A 17,039-nucleotide genomic window follows, 5' to 3' on the forward strand; every position below is an offset into this window, starting at 1 on the left:
TACTTATTTAGTTTTTCAACACGAAACCGTCCTGTGCTTCCAATTTTATCCTTATGGAGGTTTTGAAGCTTAAATTTTCGGTCTTAATATCTAGCCGGTGCTTACCAGTTTGAAAAAGTGTACCCACATCTCCTTCCAAGAAAGAAAGATCAATGTCTATCGTTCTCTCGCGATCTTCTCCATTTATACCTGCAATATACCAGGTACGACCGGACCTTCTCGCTAAAACAACATATTCCCCCGGATACCCGGCAATGAAGCGGATATCCTCCCATTGAGATGGTAAGATGCGCAATAAATCTTGAACTTCCCCAGATACATGTTGCATACCTTCGGGCGATTCGGCATAATGTTGGATTCCCGATTGAAATAATACAGCTGTTGCCAGTTCAAAAGCAGAACTCGTTCTACGTGTTACATGGGTAGGAATTTTATATAAATTCATTGGCGTGAAATCCATTGGATCATACAGGTTGCGAGTGAAAGGCAGCATGGTACTATGTTTAGCCTGCCGATCCGCTTCTTTTTGCTCAAATGTCACCATCTCAAACCCCTTCACGGCTTCTACAGTTACTAAATTTGGATAGGTTCTAGACCATGACCTAGGCAACGTAGCGCCATGAAAATTTACCAGAATATTGTATTTAGCCGCATCTTTCAGAATTTCGTGATAGTAAGCAATCACACGTCGTCCATCACCACCGAAAAAATCTATTTTAACACCTTTCACTCCCATCTCTTTTAGCAAAGCGAATTCCTTTCTACGAACCTTGGAGGTGAGCATTTTATTTTTAGGAGAATATTGAACCGTGTTCCAATCACCTGCTGAATTATACCAAAGAATCAGATCTACATTTTTCGTCTTACCATATTCGGCCAACTCTTTTATCTTATCATACCCTATTTTAGTATCCCAATTAACATCGATAAGACAATATTCCCAGTTCATGGCGTGTGCAAAATCTATATATTTCTTTTGCTCGTCGTAAACTATAAAATTATCTTTTGAATTAATCCAGCTCCAAGAAGCCTTCCCCGTTTTCACAAAAGACGTATTTTTTACGCGAGAAGGAGCTGCTAAATCCGAACCAATACTTGATTCTACAATATTTGCGAGCGATCCTACTCCAATTACACGCCAAGGCGAATAAAATTTCTTGCTTGATTTTGGATTGATCCGTTCGCCACCCATAGTTTCCCTCTCATCAGGAAAAGCGATAGCATAAACCCCATTTGGAGATAAATGAGATAAACGTGTAGCACAGTAATCCCCTTCAAGACCGGATTCTGTTATGGAGACCCAGGTATCTTTGTGTTGAAAGAGTGCCGGATACACCCATCCTGATTTCGTTCTCTCGAGCTCTCCTACAGCAACACCGTACACATAATTTTCTTCGTAAGAAGGATTAGTTTGTTCCCAACCGGATTTCGCTACCGCAACTGGTTGCAGCCACGCTTTTGTTTCGCCGTGGAAATGATAAGACGTTATCTCACGTTCTACATAAGTTTCTTTCTTAATATCCGGGAAGAAATACCTAAAGGCCAACCCATTGTCCGACAATTGAAAAGTGACATCCAATAACCTACCACTTTCATTTTTCAAGTGGATGATTTGCTTACGCGCGCTGTATACATTGTGAAAACGCTTTCCGTTGATATAATCATAGGTATCCAACACATCTTGAGGTCTCATCGTCTTTATCACCTGAAGGCTCTGCGACAAATCTGTATCGGATAACACAACACCCAATTTCGATTCCTTAATAACGCTATTGCCTAATCTATAAAGTTCATATACTAATGTACCATTTTTAACTTCATACCGAAGCTCTAATGAATTGTCTGGGCTCCAAAGTGAGTTGGCTATAGCGAGCTGACTAACCCATATTCCTAAAATTAAAATGCTGACCCTTTTCATCTAGTTATTATTCATTAACGATTTAATCTCTTAAAGCACTATTCCTTTTTACTTTCAAAAAATAATGCTTTATGTAAATAATTTCAATGCATCGTTTGCATGAGACTTATCCCATTTAAAACATCCGCTTCACTATTTCTATTATTTAACCGGAATTTTAATAACGGTAAAAGAATAGGGCAAGAAAGATTCCTTAATTACCTTTCCGGAGTAATTCACTGCCGATTCCTGCGGCTTTATTTTCAACGGATCCGCTATGCTATTATAGGCAGTCATATCATTGCTGTTTATTGTAATTTTAACAGCTTTCCCATTTATTTTTTTCTTCGAATCAAGCTGAAAAGCTGCGTTTACAACGGTGCTATTGTGATTGACAAACTTGAGGATGAGTTCGTTTGACGCCTCGTCATACACGGTTGAAGCGTATAAACTATCTTGACCGACAACATTGCTATCGTTCCGTTTTACTGGGATAATATCGGTTCCTTTGTTCGTTGAATATAATTTTTGAACGTGATAGCTCGGTGTACCGTATACATTCAGGTTATCTACCCAAATGAGATCTGGTGTCCACTGCCATCCGTCTACATGTCCAAATAGTGGCGCGTAAGATGCCATCGTCACCACATCTCCATTACGTTCCAAGCCAGTCAAAAAAGCAGCTTCTGAAAGTGCCGCATCCCACGAGTTTTTGTTAGGTCCATTCGGACGGGTGGTATGCGATGCGTACTCACCCGCAAATATTTTTGGCCCGTTCCGGTCGTAATCATCATAGCGCGCGGCACTAGACAAAAACCAGGAAGGTGGACGATAGTAATGCTCATCGATAACATCAATCTTCAACTCTCTTAGCTTTTCGTCTAGGTAGTCAAACCGTTCGCCATCCGGCCCTGTCCCTGAACTCGCTATAATTGCAATTTCAGGATGTTTTGATTTTAAAACATCTTTAAATGCGGCTAGTCGTTCAATGTACTGCGGACCCCAATTTTCATTTCCGACGCCCAACATCTTAAGATTAAATTTTGCAGGATGCCCCATATCTGCGCGTAATTTACCCCACCGCGTATGGACCTCACCATTCGCAAATTCAATCAGATCTAATGCGTCTTGAATATAGGTATCCAGTTGGTCTAAGGGCACTACTTCTCCTGTATTAAACTGACATGCCATTCCACAATTTAAGATGGGCAAGGGTTCAGCGCCGATATCTTCGGACATCAAAAAATATTCGTAAAATCCCAAACCGAAAGTTTGAAAATAATCGGGCGTTAAACGATGATTAAATTCGGTATTCCACCGATTGATAATCAACTCTCTTTCTTCGATAGGTCCTACCGTTTTTTTCCATTGAAAGCGATTTGCTAGGTCCCGACCTTCTACAATGCATCCTCCCGGGAAACGGATAAATCCAGGTTTCATATCGGCTAAAATTTGAACCATATCTTTCCGTAATCCTTTGGGCCTTCCCATCCAGGTATCTTCGGGAAATAAAGAGAGCATATCTACTTCTGCGTGCCCCGTCCCTTGTATCCAAATATTGAGCTTACCATTTTTGGTTTCGCCAACGGATTCAAATTTAACAGTTCCATATTTCCATGTTGCGGTTTGAGTCAAACTTAAGTTAGAGCTACCCAATACCTTATCCGTCTCATCGAGTAGTTCCACATGGAGAGTTAAACCGGGTTTGGTAGTCCTAAATAAAAGAGAAAATTCATATGCTATTCCGTTCTTAATCCCCATACCTCTAAACCCTTCATTTTGTAACCCCAATGAAAAGTCGGTTAATTTATTAATTAGTAAAGAGCGTGCGTTTCCTTTTCTTTTCGAATCATTTTGGATGATCAACGTTCCCTCTGGCACATTTTTACCTAGTGTTTTCCACCCCATAAAGGGAGTACTGAATTCGAAAGAGCGATTTTTAACCAACTCTGCATATACACCACCGTCCGCTCCGAGATTAATATCTTCGAAAAAGATCCCCCACATGCTGGACGAAATTTTACCAGAAGGATTGTCCAAACCAACTTTAAAAGTAGGTATACTTTGCGCCATAGAAATGGAGCAGCATATCGTCAGAATCGTGCACAGAGAAAATAGTTTTTTCATATGTATATAATTTATCTTTTAACGGCCATATGGAATATCCAAACTATACTCATTCGTGTTTGTGTAGCCATTGCTACATGGATATTTCATATATAAATACTTTGTGAGCTCGCAAGCTCGGTTATTCATTAATAGTTACCTCATCGATATTTATTCGTACGTACCTATTTCAAAAGCATCATGAGATCGCTTCGCCAAATTTTATGAACGCGCGTATTACGATTAATTCACTTGTAACACAATAACAGAGAATGGCGGAATCTCAACTTCTATCTTTCCGCCGTTTAATACTGCTGCGGTAAACTGCTGCGGGGAAATCTTTTGAGGTTCCAGAAATGAATTATAATCGCGCAATTTTTTAGCGGTGAGTATACGTCCGTTAACAGCTTTCGCGTTAATTTCACCCATATCTACACTTATTTTCTTAGCAACTTTAGGGTCGATGTTAACCAATGAAATATGCGTTTGTCCAGACGAATTCTGGGAAGCAGACACCGATACTGCCGGAATATGTTCATCTTTAAATGTAAAGTCTTCTGATGTAAGTTTTAGTGGGATAAGCGTTGCATCCTGGTGTACTTTATACATCTCCATTACATGATACGTAGGTGTTAAAAGCATCTTTTCCCCTTCAGTAAGGATTACGGCCTGTAGCACATTAATTGTCTGAGCAAGGTTAGCCATCTTAACCCTACGCGCATGATTATTAAAAATATTTAGGGTCATTCCAGCGATCATTGCATCACGCATTGTATTTTGTTGGTACAAAAACCCTGGATTAGTCCCTGGTTCCACCTCATACCATCCCCCCCATTCATCTACCACAAGATCGATTTTCCCCTTAGGATCATATTTATCCATTATAGCGGAATGCTTTTCCACGAGTTCATTCATAAACCAAGCCGATTTCATTGTTTTAAAATATTGCTCCTCGGTAAAGTCGATCGAAGGCCCCTTTTTACTCCAATCGATGACAGCATAATGGTGTAACGCAACTCCTTTCATGAGGCTGCTTGGAATTTTCTTCATTAACGTCTCAGTCCAGTTATAATCATCGCTACTCGCTCCCGAAGCCACACGATATAAACCTCCACTATTGCCCCAATCCGACATAAACGTCGCGTACTTGCGATAAATGTCCGAATAGTAATCCGCTGTCATATTCCCACCGCATCCCCATGCCTCATTTCCTACTCCCCAAAACTTTACACTCCACGGCTCTTGGCGGCCATTTAATTTCCTGAGATCGGACATAGGTCCTCGGCCTGAAAAATTGACGTACTGTACCCAATCTGCCAATTCCTGTACTTCGCCACTACCAACATTTCCTGCTAGATAAGGCTCGGTCTCCAGTAACTCGCACATGTCTAAAAAATCGTGCGTGCCAAAAGAATTATCTTCAGTTACTCCTCCCCACCAATTATTCACAATAGTGGGACGAGATTCCTTTGATCCTATTCCATCCTTCCAATGGTAGGTATCCGCAAAACAGCCTCCCGGCCATCTCAAATTAGGTATTTGCAGTTTTTTCAACGCTTCCACCACATCGTTTCTAATGCCCTTAGTATGAGGCACAGTGGTATTACTTTCTCCCACATAGAAGCCTTCATAAATACATCGGCCGAGATGCTCGGCGAAATGCCCATAGATATGCTTATTAATGACGATGGTTTGCTTGGAATCGAATTCCAATTGAACTGTGTTTTGCCCTATGCAAAGAATACTTGCAGACAGTAGGATACTTCCTAAGAAAAATTGTTTTATCATATTATAACTGGTTATTACAGCTCTAAATTACAAATAAATGTTACGATAACAATTAAAAAAGAAAAAAAACTAAATTTTAGAACAACGACAACTGGTTGCTTTCCAGTCGTTTTACATCTTCTTCATAAAAATTGGAAAGGGAGATACCAAGAAGTCTGATTTTCTTATCATCCAAATGGAGACTATCGAATAATTTCTCGGCTTGCAGATAAATATCTGCATATGAGTTTATGTAATAAGTTGAAGTATGACTACGGGTGATCTGGGTAAAGTCTGAAAACTTGACTTTTAAAGTCACTGTCCGTCCCATTTTAGATTTGCTACCTATTCTCCTTTCCACTTTTAGCACCAGACTTTGCAACTCAGATTTTAGCAACATGATATCCGACATATCTGTTTCAAAGGTATCTTCTGATCCGATGGATTTACTGATCCGGTTAGGTTGAACCGGTCTATTATCTTCACCTCGTACAATATGGAAATAAAACTTACCAGACTTCCCAAATTGCCGGATGAGTTCCTCCTCCGAGTATTTTTTTAGATCACTACCATAATGAATCCCCTTTCCTTTCATTTTTTGCGCAGTAACTTTTCCTACTCCGAAAAATTTATCAATAGGTAATGCGTCCATAAACGGAATTATTTTAGACGGCCCGATGAAGGTGAGTCCGTCAGGCTTGTTGTAATCCGACGCAATTTTCGCAATAAATTTATTGGTCGATACACCTGCCGAAGCGGTAAGATTTAATTCTTTGCGAATAGCTTCTTTTATTTGCTTCGCGATTTCTATAGCTGACCCTATTTTTAATTTATCTTCTGTAACATCCAGATAAGCTTCATCCAAAGACAAGGGTTCGATCATATCCGTATAACGCTGGAAGATAACACGTATGTGAGCAGAAACATCTTTATATATATCAAAACGAGGTGGAGTAAACAACAAATGAGGACATAGCTGAAGAGCGTGCCGTGACGACATCGCCGACCGTACACCATACTTACGCGCTTCATAGCTTGCAGTAGCAACTACCCCTCTCCCATCTGGAGATCCCCCAACCGCTAACGGGAGGTTGCGGAATTTTGGAAAATCACGTTGCTCCACCGAAGCATAGAACGCATCCATGTCGATATGTATAATTTTACGCAAAATGAATGTTATGGTTTATTTTGCAACTAACTACTATTTTGCGGGTATTGATTAACATAACTACTGTTTTAGATATGTAAATTTATACAATAAATAGTGGAGTTTATACCCCCTTTAGATATAATTAATGCAATAATCTTATCTTTGCATCGTACAATCATAATTCAGGAAAAATGAGCAAAGTAAACATTGGTATAGTCCAAATGTCGTGTGTAAAAGACAAGCAGCAAAATTTGGACAAAGCAATAAATAAGGTTAGAGAAGCTGCTGCCAAAGGAGCGCAAATCATATGTCTTCAAGAATTATTTACTTCGTTGTATTTTTGTGACGTCGAAGATTATAACAACTTCGACTTGGCAGAACCTATCCCCGGCCCATCGACAGATGCGTTATCAGCTGTTGCCAAAGAATTGAATGTTGTTATAATTGCCTCCTTATTCGAAAAACGCGCACAGGGTTTATATCACAACACCACTGCTGTACTAGATGCCGATGGCAGCTATTTAGGAAAATATCGGAAAATGCATATTCCCGATGATCCGTCGTTTTATGAAAAATTCTATTTTACCCCGGGCGATTTAGGTTACAAAGTATTCCCTACTAAATTCGGGAAAATAGGTGTATTGATTTGTTGGGATCAATGGTATCCAGAAGCCTCACGTATTACAGCTTTAATGGGTGCTGAAATTTTATTCTACCCCACCGCAATTGGCTGGGCAACGGACCAAGATGAAGAAACGAACCAAGATCAGTACGACGCTTGGCAAACTATCCAACGCTCTCACGCAATAGCTAATGGCTTACCAGTTGTATCGGTAAATCGTGTTGGATTTGAACAAGATGGTGCCATGAAATTTTGGGGAGGAAGCTTCGTTACAAATCCTCAAGGTAAACTATTATATCTCGCCTCACATGATAGCGAAGAAGTGGACGTGGTAGAGGTCGATCTACAACAATCGGATTACTTCCGTAAGCACTGGCCCTTTTTACGAGACAGACGTATCGAAACCTATGCGCCAATAACAAAGCGATTTTTGGATGAAGATTGAAATATCAATAGCACATTAGAATCACTAAACACGCGATAAATTGAATAATTTAAATACACCAAAAGAGGAGGGTTTCAGCTTCCCTGCGGAATGGGAAAAACAGGATGCGATGTGGCTTAGTTGGCCGCACAAAGAAGGATCGTGGCCGGGCAAAATTGAATCGATTTTCAAACCTTATTCTGAGTTTATTAAAGCTGTAGCTGAAGGTCAAAAAGTACGAATTAATGTAAGAGACGAAGAGATGAAATCTTTTGCATTAAAATACCTTACAGAAGTATCTACACATTTAGAAAACATTGAATTCTTTTTTCTTCCGACTAATGACGCCTGGTGTAGGGATCACGGCCCCGCTTTTTTATTGAATAAACAAACTGGAGAAAAGGCCGTGGTAGATTGGGGTTATAATGCTTGGGGGGATAAATACCCTCCTTACGACTTAGACGATGTTATTCCGACTAAAATAGCCGATTATTTTGGACATAAACTCTTCACACCTCCTGTTGTTATGGAGGGCGGCTCTGTCGAATTTAATGGCAGTGGAACAGTTATGACAACTACTGCTTGTCTGCTTAACAAAAATCGGAACCCTCATTTGAATCAGCAGCAAATTGAAACTTATTTAAAGGAATATTACGGACAAAAACAAGTGCTATGGCTCGGAGATGGCATAGTGGGAGACGATACGGATGGCCATATTGACGATATCACACGTTTTGTGAACGAAGACACCGTATTGACTGTTGTAGAAGAAAATCGGGAAGATGAGAATTACATCATTCTCCAGCACAACCTCGCAATGCTGAAAAGTATGCGGTTATTGGATGGACGCCCTCTAAATATTATCGAACTGCCTATGCCCCGCCCCATCGTTTATGACGAAACGAGACTTCCGGCTTCATATGCAAATTTTTATATCGCTAATAAAGTAGTGATAGTTCCTACTTTTGCAGATCAAAATGATCGAAAAGCTTTGGATATTATTCAAAGCTGCTTTCCCGACAGAAAAGTTGTTGGTATCAATTCGGTAGATATCATATGGGGATTAGGAAGTTTCCATTGTTTAAGCCAACAAGAACCATCTATTTAAACCTACGAATTACACCCATGAAGCGAATTAAAAAGGCGTCAATAGCCCTACTTTCCATATTAAGTTTATCGGATTTTGCAAAAGCCCAAGAACGTGATGATCGCGCCACTATCTTGAATTTCAAAGGTATTCAATACACTTCTAAAGACTCGTTATTCTATACAAACTTTAGGTTTAGAATGCAAAATCGCTTAAAGTTCACCAATGTTCTCGATGGCGAATCCAACAACGATATAGAAGCTCGGATCAGAAGACTTCGTATGCGTATGGACGGCTATATTTATACCCCAAAAATTTCGTATACAGTACAGTTGGCTTTTACACGCGGTGACCAAGATTTTGATGATTCTGGAATTCCCAATATTGTAAGGGATGCTGTTATATTCTATAACTTTACAGATGATTTCTACATTTCATTCGGTCAAAATAAATTACCCGGAAACCGTCAACGCGTCACATCCTCGGGCTCACAACAATTTGCAGAACGATCACTAGTCAATGCCTCTTTTAATGTAGACCGCGACTTTGGACTTAGCTTAAATCTAAGTAAAAAAATTGGTGATATGCCCTTCAATGCTAAAGCCGCTCTTTCGACAGGCGAAGGCCGAGCCGTAAACTCTACGGATGACGGTTTTGCCTATACGGGAAGGGTTGAGTTTTTACCACTTGGTCAGTTCACAAACGACGGAGACTACTCTGAGGGTGATATCGAACGTGAAGAGAAGCCAAAACTTTCCATTGGAGTCGGATATAGCTACAACGACCGCACAACGCGTGAAGCAGGGCAGACCGGAAAATTCGTACAAAACCCTTTTACCTTAGAAACTGCATTTGCAGATGCTATTTTCAAATATCAGGGCTTTGCTTATCAAGCGGAATACATGCAACGTGATGTAGATAACCCTCTAAATACGGTAGATGACGATGATGCCGAAGAAACTTACGCTTATAAAGGTTGGGGACTTAATCAACAAACGTCCTATTTATTGAATCATGGCTATGAAATTGCCGGAAGATATACATTGCTTCAGCCCCACAGCCATATTCGCGCATTCGAAAGTCAAACCGAAGTAATAGAGTTAGGACTCACAAAGTATATGAAAGCGCATCGACTGAAATTTCAGCTTAATAGCAATTACACCTTTAAAGATGGGCATTTCAATAATACAAAACAAAAAAATGCCTGGGGCGGAACTTTCCAGATAGAATTAGGAATTTAAAAAAAAGAGCTTGAAAAATTTTTCAAGCTCTTTTTTATTTATTTTACTACGCGTTATGGAATTTCTTCTTTTGCCGCATCATGTTGCAAAGTTTCCGTAATTTTAAAGTTTTCTAACATCCGAATATAATGAAATACTATATAATAGCAGGCGAAACCTCCGGCGATCTACATGGCTCCAATCTTATAAAGGCACTCCGCGCAGAAGATCCATTCGCAGAATTCAAAATTGTTGGAGGTGACTTGATGGAAGCAGCGGCACAGCAAAAGCCATTGATACATACTTCGGAAATGGCATTTATGGGATTTGTAGAAGTTCTAAAAAATTTAAAAACCATATCTCAAAATCTCAAAGCAGTAAAGCGGGATATAATTGAATACTATCCAGATACTATTATATTAATTGATTTCCCAGGGTTCAATTTGAAAATTGCCGCATTTGCTAAAAAACATAACATTAAAGTGTGTTATTATATTTCTCCTAAAATATGGGCCTGGAATCAGGGCAGGGTACACAAGATCAAAAGAATTGTGGACCATATGTTCTGTATACTTCCTTTCGAAGTTGATTTTTATAAGCGATTTGGAGTAAAGGTTGACTATGTGGGAAATCCACTTTTAGATGCTATCTCCACCTACTCCTTTAATCCAAACTTTCTCGCAGACAATAATTTAGGATCAGAACCGATTATAGCACTGTTGCCGGGGAGTCGCAAGATGGAAATCGATCAAATCTTGCCCAATATGATAGAACTTTATTACGCATTCCCTGGACATCAGCTCGTGATTGCCGGTGCACCTAATTTCGATGATTCTTACTATAGAAAATATACAAATGACCTACCAATTCCAATCATTTTTAACCAAACCTACGACTTATTAAAGCTTGCGCAAGCAGCAGTCGTGACGAGTGGTACAGCGACATTAGAAACAGGGATTTTGAGAGTACCCCAAGTGGTCGTCTATAAAGCCAATGCTATTACTATTATGATCGCGCGCAAGTTGATTAAAGTACGTTTTATTTCTTTAGTAAATCTGATCAACGATTTTTTATCGGTAAGAGAACTCATACAACAAGACTGTAATCCTGAGGTTATCCGAGATGAACTTAAAGAATTGATTATGAACCCTGAGCACCGTATGAGTGTATTGGAAAATTATGATCTCTTGGCTGAAAAGCTTGGTACCCCTGGGGCCTCGCAGAAAACAGCTAAACTAATTGTAACATATTTAGATAGCAATTAAACCTTTGGATTTAATCGAAGTTAAACTTTAAAGCAAGTCGTATGAATCTGGCTTGCTAGCACATTAAAAGAAAAACGCGGACTTCTTAAGGAGCCGATAAAAATTTATAAGAATGAAATCAAAAATCATATTAAGTGTATTTGTAGCTGTACTCAGTTTCGTTAATTCCCAAGCTCAGGTTAACAAGCAGCATTTTGATAAACTGGTACTCAACAAAAAAGAAAGGAAAGTCTTTTCTGACCGCGATTCTTCGGCTGTTATTTATATTGACACCTTAATCATGAAGGATAATTCTTCTTTACAATTCTTAGGTAAAAAAGATGTAAAACTTATCGTAAAGCATGCTGAAATAGGAAATAAGGCGCTGATCAGCGGACAGGCTGGCCAAAATAATGCATCAGACTTCGACATCACGATAAATTTTCAAAAATTAGGATCTTTATATGTGGTAGCCCGTGGCATAGATGCATTCAATGGGACCAAAACATTCCCTAACGGTGATGCCGGAAATGTAAAGATTAATTATAACAAGGTCGGGGTTTCTCCGCAAACAACGCACAAAAAAGATAAAAATTATTTATTCGTAGATGTGACTCCCGGTGGCCTTCACGTAACACCAAGTTCTGAAATAACAAATATTTATAGTCGTATCACGACGTCAGCCCCTGGCTTAAGAGGACTTCCGCAAGGTCAAATCTATTCAGGTTCCCCGGGAAAGGAAGGAAAAGTAACTATTACGGGTAATTAGAATTTATTCTAAAAATGCAAAGGGTACCGAGAAATCTCAGCACCTTTTGCTATAATAAATAGAACTACTTGTTCAAAAAATAAGCGTTGTTACTTCATTAAAAAACCACCACCAATCAAATCATTGCCTTCATAGAAAACGGCAGACTGACCGGGTGCAATTCCTTTTACATTATGCGGGAAATCAACGTGCATAACATTTCCTTGTTGTGTGAGAATAGATTGTGCTCCCGCATCTTTATAACGGATTTTCGTGATTGCATCCATCGGCTCCCCCAAAGAAGCATATTTAATTAAATTAATATCCCTTACAAAAGCCTCTGCCTTCTCCAGTTCATATTCTTCGCCTAACACAACCGAATTACTTTCAGGTAAAATTTCGATAACATACATGGGTTTACCAAATGCAATACCTAATCCCTTTCGTTGTCCTATTGTAAAGTAAGGGTAACCAATATGTTTTCCGACTACGGTGCCATCGGAAAGAATAAAATTACCTGGACCGATCTCTTGGTCCAATGTAGGTTTCTTGTGTCTTAAAAATGCTCGATAATCGTTCTCCGGCACAAAACAAATTTCATAGCTCTCTGATTTATTGGCAAGCTCCTGTTGTCCCATTTCCAATGCCATCTGGCGAATTTCCTTTTTCGTAAAGTTTCCCAATGGAAACTGCGTCCGCGCTAAGTTTTCCTGAGAAACTCCCCACAACACATACGATTGATCTTTATTTTCGTCGCGCCCTTTTGAGATTACATACCGTCCATTATCATGCATGCGAATATTTGCATAATGTCCCGTCGCTATAAATTCACAATCCAACTTGTCTGCTCGTTTCATTAAAGCAGACCATTTTATGTGTGTGTTGCACAGTACACATGGATTTGGCGTACGTCCGGCGATATACTCGTCCACAAAATTATCAATTACAAAATCGCCAAATTCATCTCTTATATCTAAAATATAATGTGGAAATCCATAACCTACAGCTAGAGCTCGTGCGTCATTAATACTATCTAGACTGCAACATCCTGTTTCTTTTGAAGAACCTCCCGAACTCGCATAGTCCCAGGTCTTCATGGTAATTCCAATGACTTCGTATCCTTGCTCGTGTAACATTACAGCCGCCACAGAACTATCCACTCCTCCACTCATTGCGACCAATACTCTACCCCTTTTACTCATAACAATTCAATAAAGTGCAAAGATACCCTAATTCGCCGATTCAAGTGTTTATTTGATGTAATTTTATCTCAATCAGAATCAAGGTATTGGGTTTTCCTACGAAAATATTTACTTTAAAAGTTTTAGAATTAAAAAAAAGAAACTACATTTGCATCGCAACAACGGTAAAAGTTAAGCAAAAGGTGCCATAGCTCAGTTGGTAGAGCAAAGGACTGAAAATCCTTGTGTCGCTGGTTCGAATCCAGCTGGCACCACCAAAAAATCTGAAAGTAACAGATTCAAATCAAAAACTTGAGGTGCCATAGCTCAGTTGGTAGAGCAAAGGACTGAAAATCCTTGTGTCGCTGGTTCGAATCCAGCTGGCACCACCAAAAAAGGACTTATTTAAATAATAAGTCCTTTTTTTTATTACCCTAAATATCCCAAAAGGTAATAAATTATGATAAAAATAATGATGGTTCCGAAACAACCAAATCCCATTTTCTTCGCGCCCCATCCGGCAATTAACGCTCTAAAAAATTTATTCATAATCCTATCTTTTTAATTAAGTCTATTAATGTAGACAACAACAAGAAATGACTAAGGTTTTAAAAGGATCAAGCTGAATCTTTGGGGAGAGATAAATAAATTCTTAGTTTAGCAGTCTTAAAACATATTACCTTGCAAGACGCTGAACGTAGACTATTGGCCTTATTAATGCCCGAAGGGCTGTTAGATTATTTCGATATCATGGAAGTTGTCCAGAAGGACAAAGAACTTCACATCCATTTGGATGAAAAAAATATTGCTCCTTCAGGATATGAAAACACTAAACTAGCATCCAAGGGCTTTATGCCTGTTTCAGAGATTAAAGACTTTCCGATTCGGGGTCAGAAAGTTACTCTTCACATTAAACGCAGGCGTTGGACGGTGTCAGATACCCGGAAAATCATTACCCGGGATTGGAACCTGGTTCGTGAAGGTGCTCGAATGACTACGGAATTCGGGCTTTTTTTAAAGGGAATATTTGGATAACTATCCGATCAGTGCCCATCTTCTTGGGCTTCTGTTTCAGCTGGATGGCAAACAACTTCAAGATCAGTATAAGAATCACTTGAGCGACTTTCATGATTGGGACCAAAAACCTCATGCGGAGTACTGGACTGTATTTCCTGGCAATATATCCCCACAGCTCAGTATTGATGAAACCAGTTTTAGCAATGGCGAACTTTATACTATCGTCACCAGCAAAGCCTCCAAAGGCAAAAAGGGGACTATTCTAGCCACCATTAGAGGAACAAAGGCAGAAGATATTATCACCGTATTAGAGCGTATTCCACTCAGGCTAAGAAACAAAGTTAAAGAAGTAACGATGGATATGGCTCCCAATATGGCAAAAGCTATCCGTAGGTGTTTTCGGAATGCTCGAAGGGTTATCGATCGGTTTCATGTACAAAAACTTGCTTATGATGCTGTTCAGGAACTTCGTATCAGATACCGCTGGCAGGTGTTAGATGAGGAAAGTAAAAAGATTGCCCAGGCACGTAAATGCGGTATTCCTTATGACCCTGGAGTGCTATCCAACGGTGATACCCTTAAACAATTGTTGGCAAGGTCTAGATATCTGTTATTCAAGCATCCCACAAGATGGACCGAGAGTCAAAAGCACCGGGCAGAACTCTTATTTCTACGATTCCCTCTTCTCAAAAAAGCACATGATCTGGGAATAGCATTGGGAGATATCTTCCAGAAATGCAAAGACAAGAAAGTCGCTTTTACCAAACTTGGTCTATGGCATAATCAGGTAGAAGCTTCAGGAATAGCATCTTTTGAAAGCGTGGCCAGATCTATCGCTGCCCATCATCCCTATATCCTACATTACTTCGATAACAAAAGTACAAACGCTTCTGCAGAATCCTTTAATGCTAAACTAAAAGCATTCAGAAGTATCTTCCGTGGGGTTAGAGATACCCAATTCTTTCTTTATAGGGTAATGAAATTATATGCTTAAAAAGGATTACCCCCCAAACTTTCGGTATGATCCTTTTAAAACGTCGAAGTTTTCGCCATATTTCGAACAACAATCTTTCCTTCAAAATAGCTTTTTAGCATGGCGCCGTCTCCATGTACAGTCCATATCTCTCTTGGATTAGATGCTTCAATACATTGAAGTAAATCTTCCCAATCCACATGATCTGAGATGTAAAGAGACAAATCGTTATTGTGTTGTAATCTTTTCCAACCGGAAGCAAAAACCCGTATAACATTCTTTGCTCGGAAGTAACTGTTAAAAGTCAATGGTGGAACCAAATATACCTTGTTTACACCATCCTTCATCACTTTACGGTTATAGATCTCATATTTTAAAGGCACGAAACCGTGGGTATCGTAGATCCGATGAATCGGAGCAATGTTGTGATGTACATATATCACCTTTTCAGGGCAATACACGTTTAAGAGATGGGTTAACCTCTGCGCCTTACCGAGAGAATAACACCCCAGCATCATGTTATGATTTGTCGTAGCCAGTTTAGAAATTTCTTCCACCGGATCCGGATGAACAACATTCGGATTAGCAAAAGTCGTTTCCGTTATGAGTACGTCAGTCTTTACAAAAACAAAGGGTTCACATGTGGCATCGCCCTGTAGTTTATAATCCCCCGTATACAGGTATCTCGTTCCGTTGTATTCCATCAGTATTTGTGCAGAACCCAAAATATGACCAGCCGGAAAAAAAGTAATCTTTACTTCAGCCAAAAAGAAAGATTCGTTATACCCTATCGCTTTATAAGACCCCAGTTCTTGCTTTGCAAAACGGTGCCGCATAAAGATCGTGGTCGTATTAGTCGCTATGATGTGGTGATGCCCAGGTCGTGCATGATCGCCATGGGCATGAGAAATTAATGCGGTCTGCACAGGCATTAAGGGATCAACGTAGAAATCACCATACGAACAGTAGTAACCTTTTGACGTTTCCACCAAAAAATCAGCGATAATTTCACCCATTATATTTCCAATAACTTACGGTGGATAGCCAACACCTGCGGTAACAAAGGTGTAACTTCATCATTAACAATAATAAAATCTGCATATCCTTTCTTCTCTTCTTCGGGCATCTGTCTACTCATCCTATCCAGTACCTCTTCTTTGGATACATGATCTCTTTTCATTACTCTCTTTAAACGAAGATCCAGTGATGCGGCAACTAATATCGTATAATCTAGTGATTTATACGAACCGCTTTCATAAAGCAATGCTGCTTCTTTGAGGCTATACGCTCCCCTTTGCTTTTCTGTCCAGTCTAACGCATCTTGGATTACAACAGGGTGAACAATTCCATTCAGTAGCTCAAGCTTTTCAGGATCCTTAAATACCTTATCAGCTAGCCATTTTCGATTCAAGGCGCCATCTTCACCGTAGGTTTCTGATCCGAATTCATTAATCAGACCTTTACGTATAATATCACTTTTAACCATGATGTCTTTCGCTTCCTTATCTGCGTCATAAAATGCGATTCCCATACTTTTGAAAATTTTGCTAACAAAACTTTTTCCGGTACCTATACCTCCTGTTATTCCAATTTTTAGCATATT

14 protein-coding genes and 2 tRNA genes are annotated in these 17,039 nt (G+C 39.5%); 9 read left to right on the top strand and 7 right to left on the bottom strand.

Going from position 1 to position 17,039, the window contains the following annotated elements:
• Nucleotides 1-7 precede the first annotated feature (7 nt).
• The 4 genes from C4F40_RS08815 to dinB form a co-directional block, all read right to left on the bottom strand.
• Complete coding sequence (locus C4F40_RS08815) at nucleotides 8-1,918, bottom strand: glycoside hydrolase family 97 protein (RefSeq protein WP_196938960.1); 1,911 nt, start codon at nucleotides 1,916-1,918, stop codon at nucleotides 8-10.
• 141 nt (nucleotides 1,919-2,059) lie between these two features.
• The gene (locus C4F40_RS08820) at nucleotides 2,060-4,024 is read right to left on the bottom strand and encodes an alpha-L-arabinofuranosidase C-terminal domain-containing protein (RefSeq protein WP_196938961.1); all 1,965 of its coding nucleotides are present in this window, start codon (nucleotides 4,022-4,024) and stop codon (nucleotides 2,060-2,062) included.
• Between the two features lie 222 nt (nucleotides 4,025-4,246).
• Nucleotides 4,247-5,791 (bottom strand): alpha-N-arabinofuranosidase, encoded by a 1,545-nt coding sequence (locus C4F40_RS08825; protein WP_196938962.1) that lies wholly within the window; start codon nucleotides 5,789-5,791, stop codon nucleotides 4,247-4,249.
• A 76-nt stretch (nucleotides 5,792-5,867) separates the two neighbouring features.
• Complete coding sequence (gene dinB / locus C4F40_RS08830) at nucleotides 5,868-6,914, bottom strand: DNA polymerase IV (protein ID WP_196939304.1); 1,047 nt, start codon at nucleotides 6,912-6,914, stop codon at nucleotides 5,868-5,870.
• A 197-nt stretch (nucleotides 6,915-7,111) separates the two neighbouring features.
• Between dinB and C4F40_RS08835 the strand changes: the two genes are divergently transcribed.
• The 5 genes from C4F40_RS08835 (at nucleotide 7,112) to C4F40_RS08855 (ending at nucleotide 12,286) form a co-directional block, all read left to right on the top strand.
• On the top strand, nucleotides 7,112-7,987 hold the full coding sequence (locus tag C4F40_RS08835) for a carbon-nitrogen hydrolase (RefSeq protein WP_196938963.1): 876 nt from the start codon (nucleotides 7,112-7,114) through the stop codon (nucleotides 7,985-7,987).
• A gap of 40 nt (nucleotides 7,988-8,027) precedes the next feature.
• Nucleotides 8,028-9,074 carry an agmatine deiminase family protein gene (locus tag C4F40_RS08840; protein WP_196938964.1) on the top strand — a complete coding sequence of 349 codons (1,047 nt, stop codon included), beginning with the start codon at nucleotides 8,028-8,030 and terminating at the stop codon, nucleotides 9,072-9,074.
• 17 nt (nucleotides 9,075-9,091) lie between these two features.
• Nucleotides 9,092-10,294 carry a porin gene (locus C4F40_RS08845; protein ID WP_196938965.1) on the top strand — a complete coding sequence of 401 codons (1,203 nt, stop codon included), beginning with the start codon at nucleotides 9,092-9,094 and terminating at the stop codon, nucleotides 10,292-10,294.
• Nucleotides 10,295-10,422: 128 nt separating this feature from the next.
• Nucleotides 10,423-11,538 (top strand): lipid-A-disaccharide synthase, encoded by a 1,116-nt coding sequence (gene lpxB / locus C4F40_RS08850; protein WP_196938966.1) that lies wholly within the window; start codon nucleotides 10,423-10,425, stop codon nucleotides 11,536-11,538.
• A 112-nt stretch (nucleotides 11,539-11,650) separates the two neighbouring features.
• Nucleotides 11,651-12,286 (top strand): hypothetical protein, encoded by a 636-nt coding sequence (locus C4F40_RS08855; protein ID WP_196938967.1) that lies wholly within the window; start codon nucleotides 11,651-11,653, stop codon nucleotides 12,284-12,286.
• 89 nt (nucleotides 12,287-12,375) lie between these two features.
• Here C4F40_RS08855 and mnmA read toward each other — a convergent pair whose 3' ends face one another.
• On the bottom strand, nucleotides 12,376-13,467 hold the full coding sequence (gene mnmA, locus C4F40_RS08860) for a tRNA 2-thiouridine(34) synthase MnmA (RefSeq protein ID WP_196938968.1): 1,092 nt from the start codon (nucleotides 13,465-13,467) through the stop codon (nucleotides 12,376-12,378).
• A gap of 181 nt (nucleotides 13,468-13,648) precedes the next feature.
• Here mnmA and C4F40_RS08865 point away from each other — a divergent pair.
• The 4 genes from C4F40_RS08865 to C4F40_RS08880 all read left to right on the top strand — a co-directional run bounded on the left by C4F40_RS08865 (nucleotide 13,649) and on the right by C4F40_RS08880 (nucleotide 15,457).
• Nucleotides 13,649-13,724: transfer RNA gene (locus C4F40_RS08865), tRNA-Phe, on the top strand.
• Between the two features lie 38 nt (nucleotides 13,725-13,762).
• Nucleotides 13,763-13,838: transfer RNA gene (locus tag C4F40_RS08870), tRNA-Phe, on the top strand.
• A gap of 289 nt (nucleotides 13,839-14,127) precedes the next feature.
• Nucleotides 14,128-14,481 carry an ISAon1 family transposase N-terminal region protein gene (locus C4F40_RS08875; RefSeq protein WP_196937956.1) on the top strand — a complete coding sequence of 118 codons (354 nt, stop codon included), beginning with the start codon at nucleotides 14,128-14,130 and terminating at the stop codon, nucleotides 14,479-14,481.
• The gene (locus C4F40_RS08880) at nucleotides 14,474-15,457 is read left to right on the top strand and encodes an ISAon1 family transposase (protein WP_196937955.1); all 984 of its coding nucleotides are present in this window, start codon (nucleotides 14,474-14,476) and stop codon (nucleotides 15,455-15,457) included. The genes C4F40_RS08875 and C4F40_RS08880 overlap by 8 nt, the downstream gene beginning before the upstream one ends.
• 35 nt (nucleotides 15,458-15,492) lie before the next feature.
• On the opposite strand, the gene C4F40_RS08885 is transcribed toward C4F40_RS08880, so the two are convergent.
• The gene (locus C4F40_RS08885; protein WP_196938969.1) at nucleotides 15,493-16,452 is read right to left on the bottom strand and encodes an MBL fold metallo-hydrolase; all 960 of its coding nucleotides are present in this window, start codon (nucleotides 16,450-16,452) and stop codon (nucleotides 15,493-15,495) included.
• On the bottom strand, nucleotides 16,452-17,036 hold the full coding sequence (coaE, locus tag C4F40_RS08890) for a dephospho-CoA kinase (RefSeq protein WP_196938970.1): 585 nt from the start codon (nucleotides 17,034-17,036) through the stop codon (nucleotides 16,452-16,454). Before coaE ends, C4F40_RS08885 begins: the two co-directional genes overlap by 1 nt.
• Between the last annotated feature and the right edge of the window lie 3 nt (nucleotides 17,037-17,039).

The organism is Sphingobacterium pedocola, from assembly GCF_015209965.1.
GTDB classification, from domain to species: domain Bacteria; phylum Bacteroidota; class Bacteroidia; order Sphingobacteriales; family Sphingobacteriaceae; genus Sphingobacterium; species Sphingobacterium pedocola.

Excerpts from the sequence above, each read along its gene's own strand:
- C4F40_RS08820 (WP_196938961.1), bottom strand. The coding sequence starts at position 4,024 with ATGAAAAAACTATTTTCTCTGTGCACGATTCTGACGATATGCTGCTCC.
- C4F40_RS08885 (WP_196938969.1), bottom strand. The coding sequence starts at position 16,452 with ATGGGTGAAATTATCGCTGATTTTTTGGTGGAAACGTCAAAAGGTTAC.
- C4F40_RS08815 (WP_196938960.1), bottom strand. The coding sequence starts at position 1,918 with ATGAAAAGGGTCAGCATTTTAATTTTAGGAATATGGGTTAGTCAGCTC.
- C4F40_RS08855 (WP_196938967.1), top strand. The coding sequence starts at position 11,651 with ATGAAATCAAAAATCATATTAAGTGTATTTGTAGCTGTACTCAGTTTC.
- lpxB (WP_196938966.1), top strand. The coding sequence starts at position 10,423 with ATGAAATACTATATAATAGCAGGCGAAACCTCCGGCGATCTACATGGC.
- C4F40_RS08845 (WP_196938965.1), top strand. The coding sequence starts at position 9,092 with ATGAAGCGAATTAAAAAGGCGTCAATAGCCCTACTTTCCATATTAAGT.
- C4F40_RS08835 (WP_196938963.1), top strand. The coding sequence starts at position 7,112 with ATGAGCAAAGTAAACATTGGTATAGTCCAAATGTCGTGTGTAAAAGAC.
- dinB (WP_196939304.1), bottom strand. The coding sequence starts at position 6,914 with ATGGATGCGTTCTATGCTTCGGTGGAGCAACGTGATTTTCCAAAATTC.
- C4F40_RS08825 (WP_196938962.1), bottom strand. The coding sequence starts at position 5,791 with ATGATAAAACAATTTTTCTTAGGAAGTATCCTACTGTCTGCAAGTATT.
- mnmA (WP_196938968.1), bottom strand. The coding sequence starts at position 13,467 with ATGAGTAAAAGGGGTAGAGTATTGGTCGCAATGAGTGGAGGAGTGGAT.
- coaE (WP_196938970.1), bottom strand. The coding sequence starts at position 17,036 with ATGCTAAAAATTGGAATAACAGGAGGTATAGGTACCGGAAAAAGTTTT.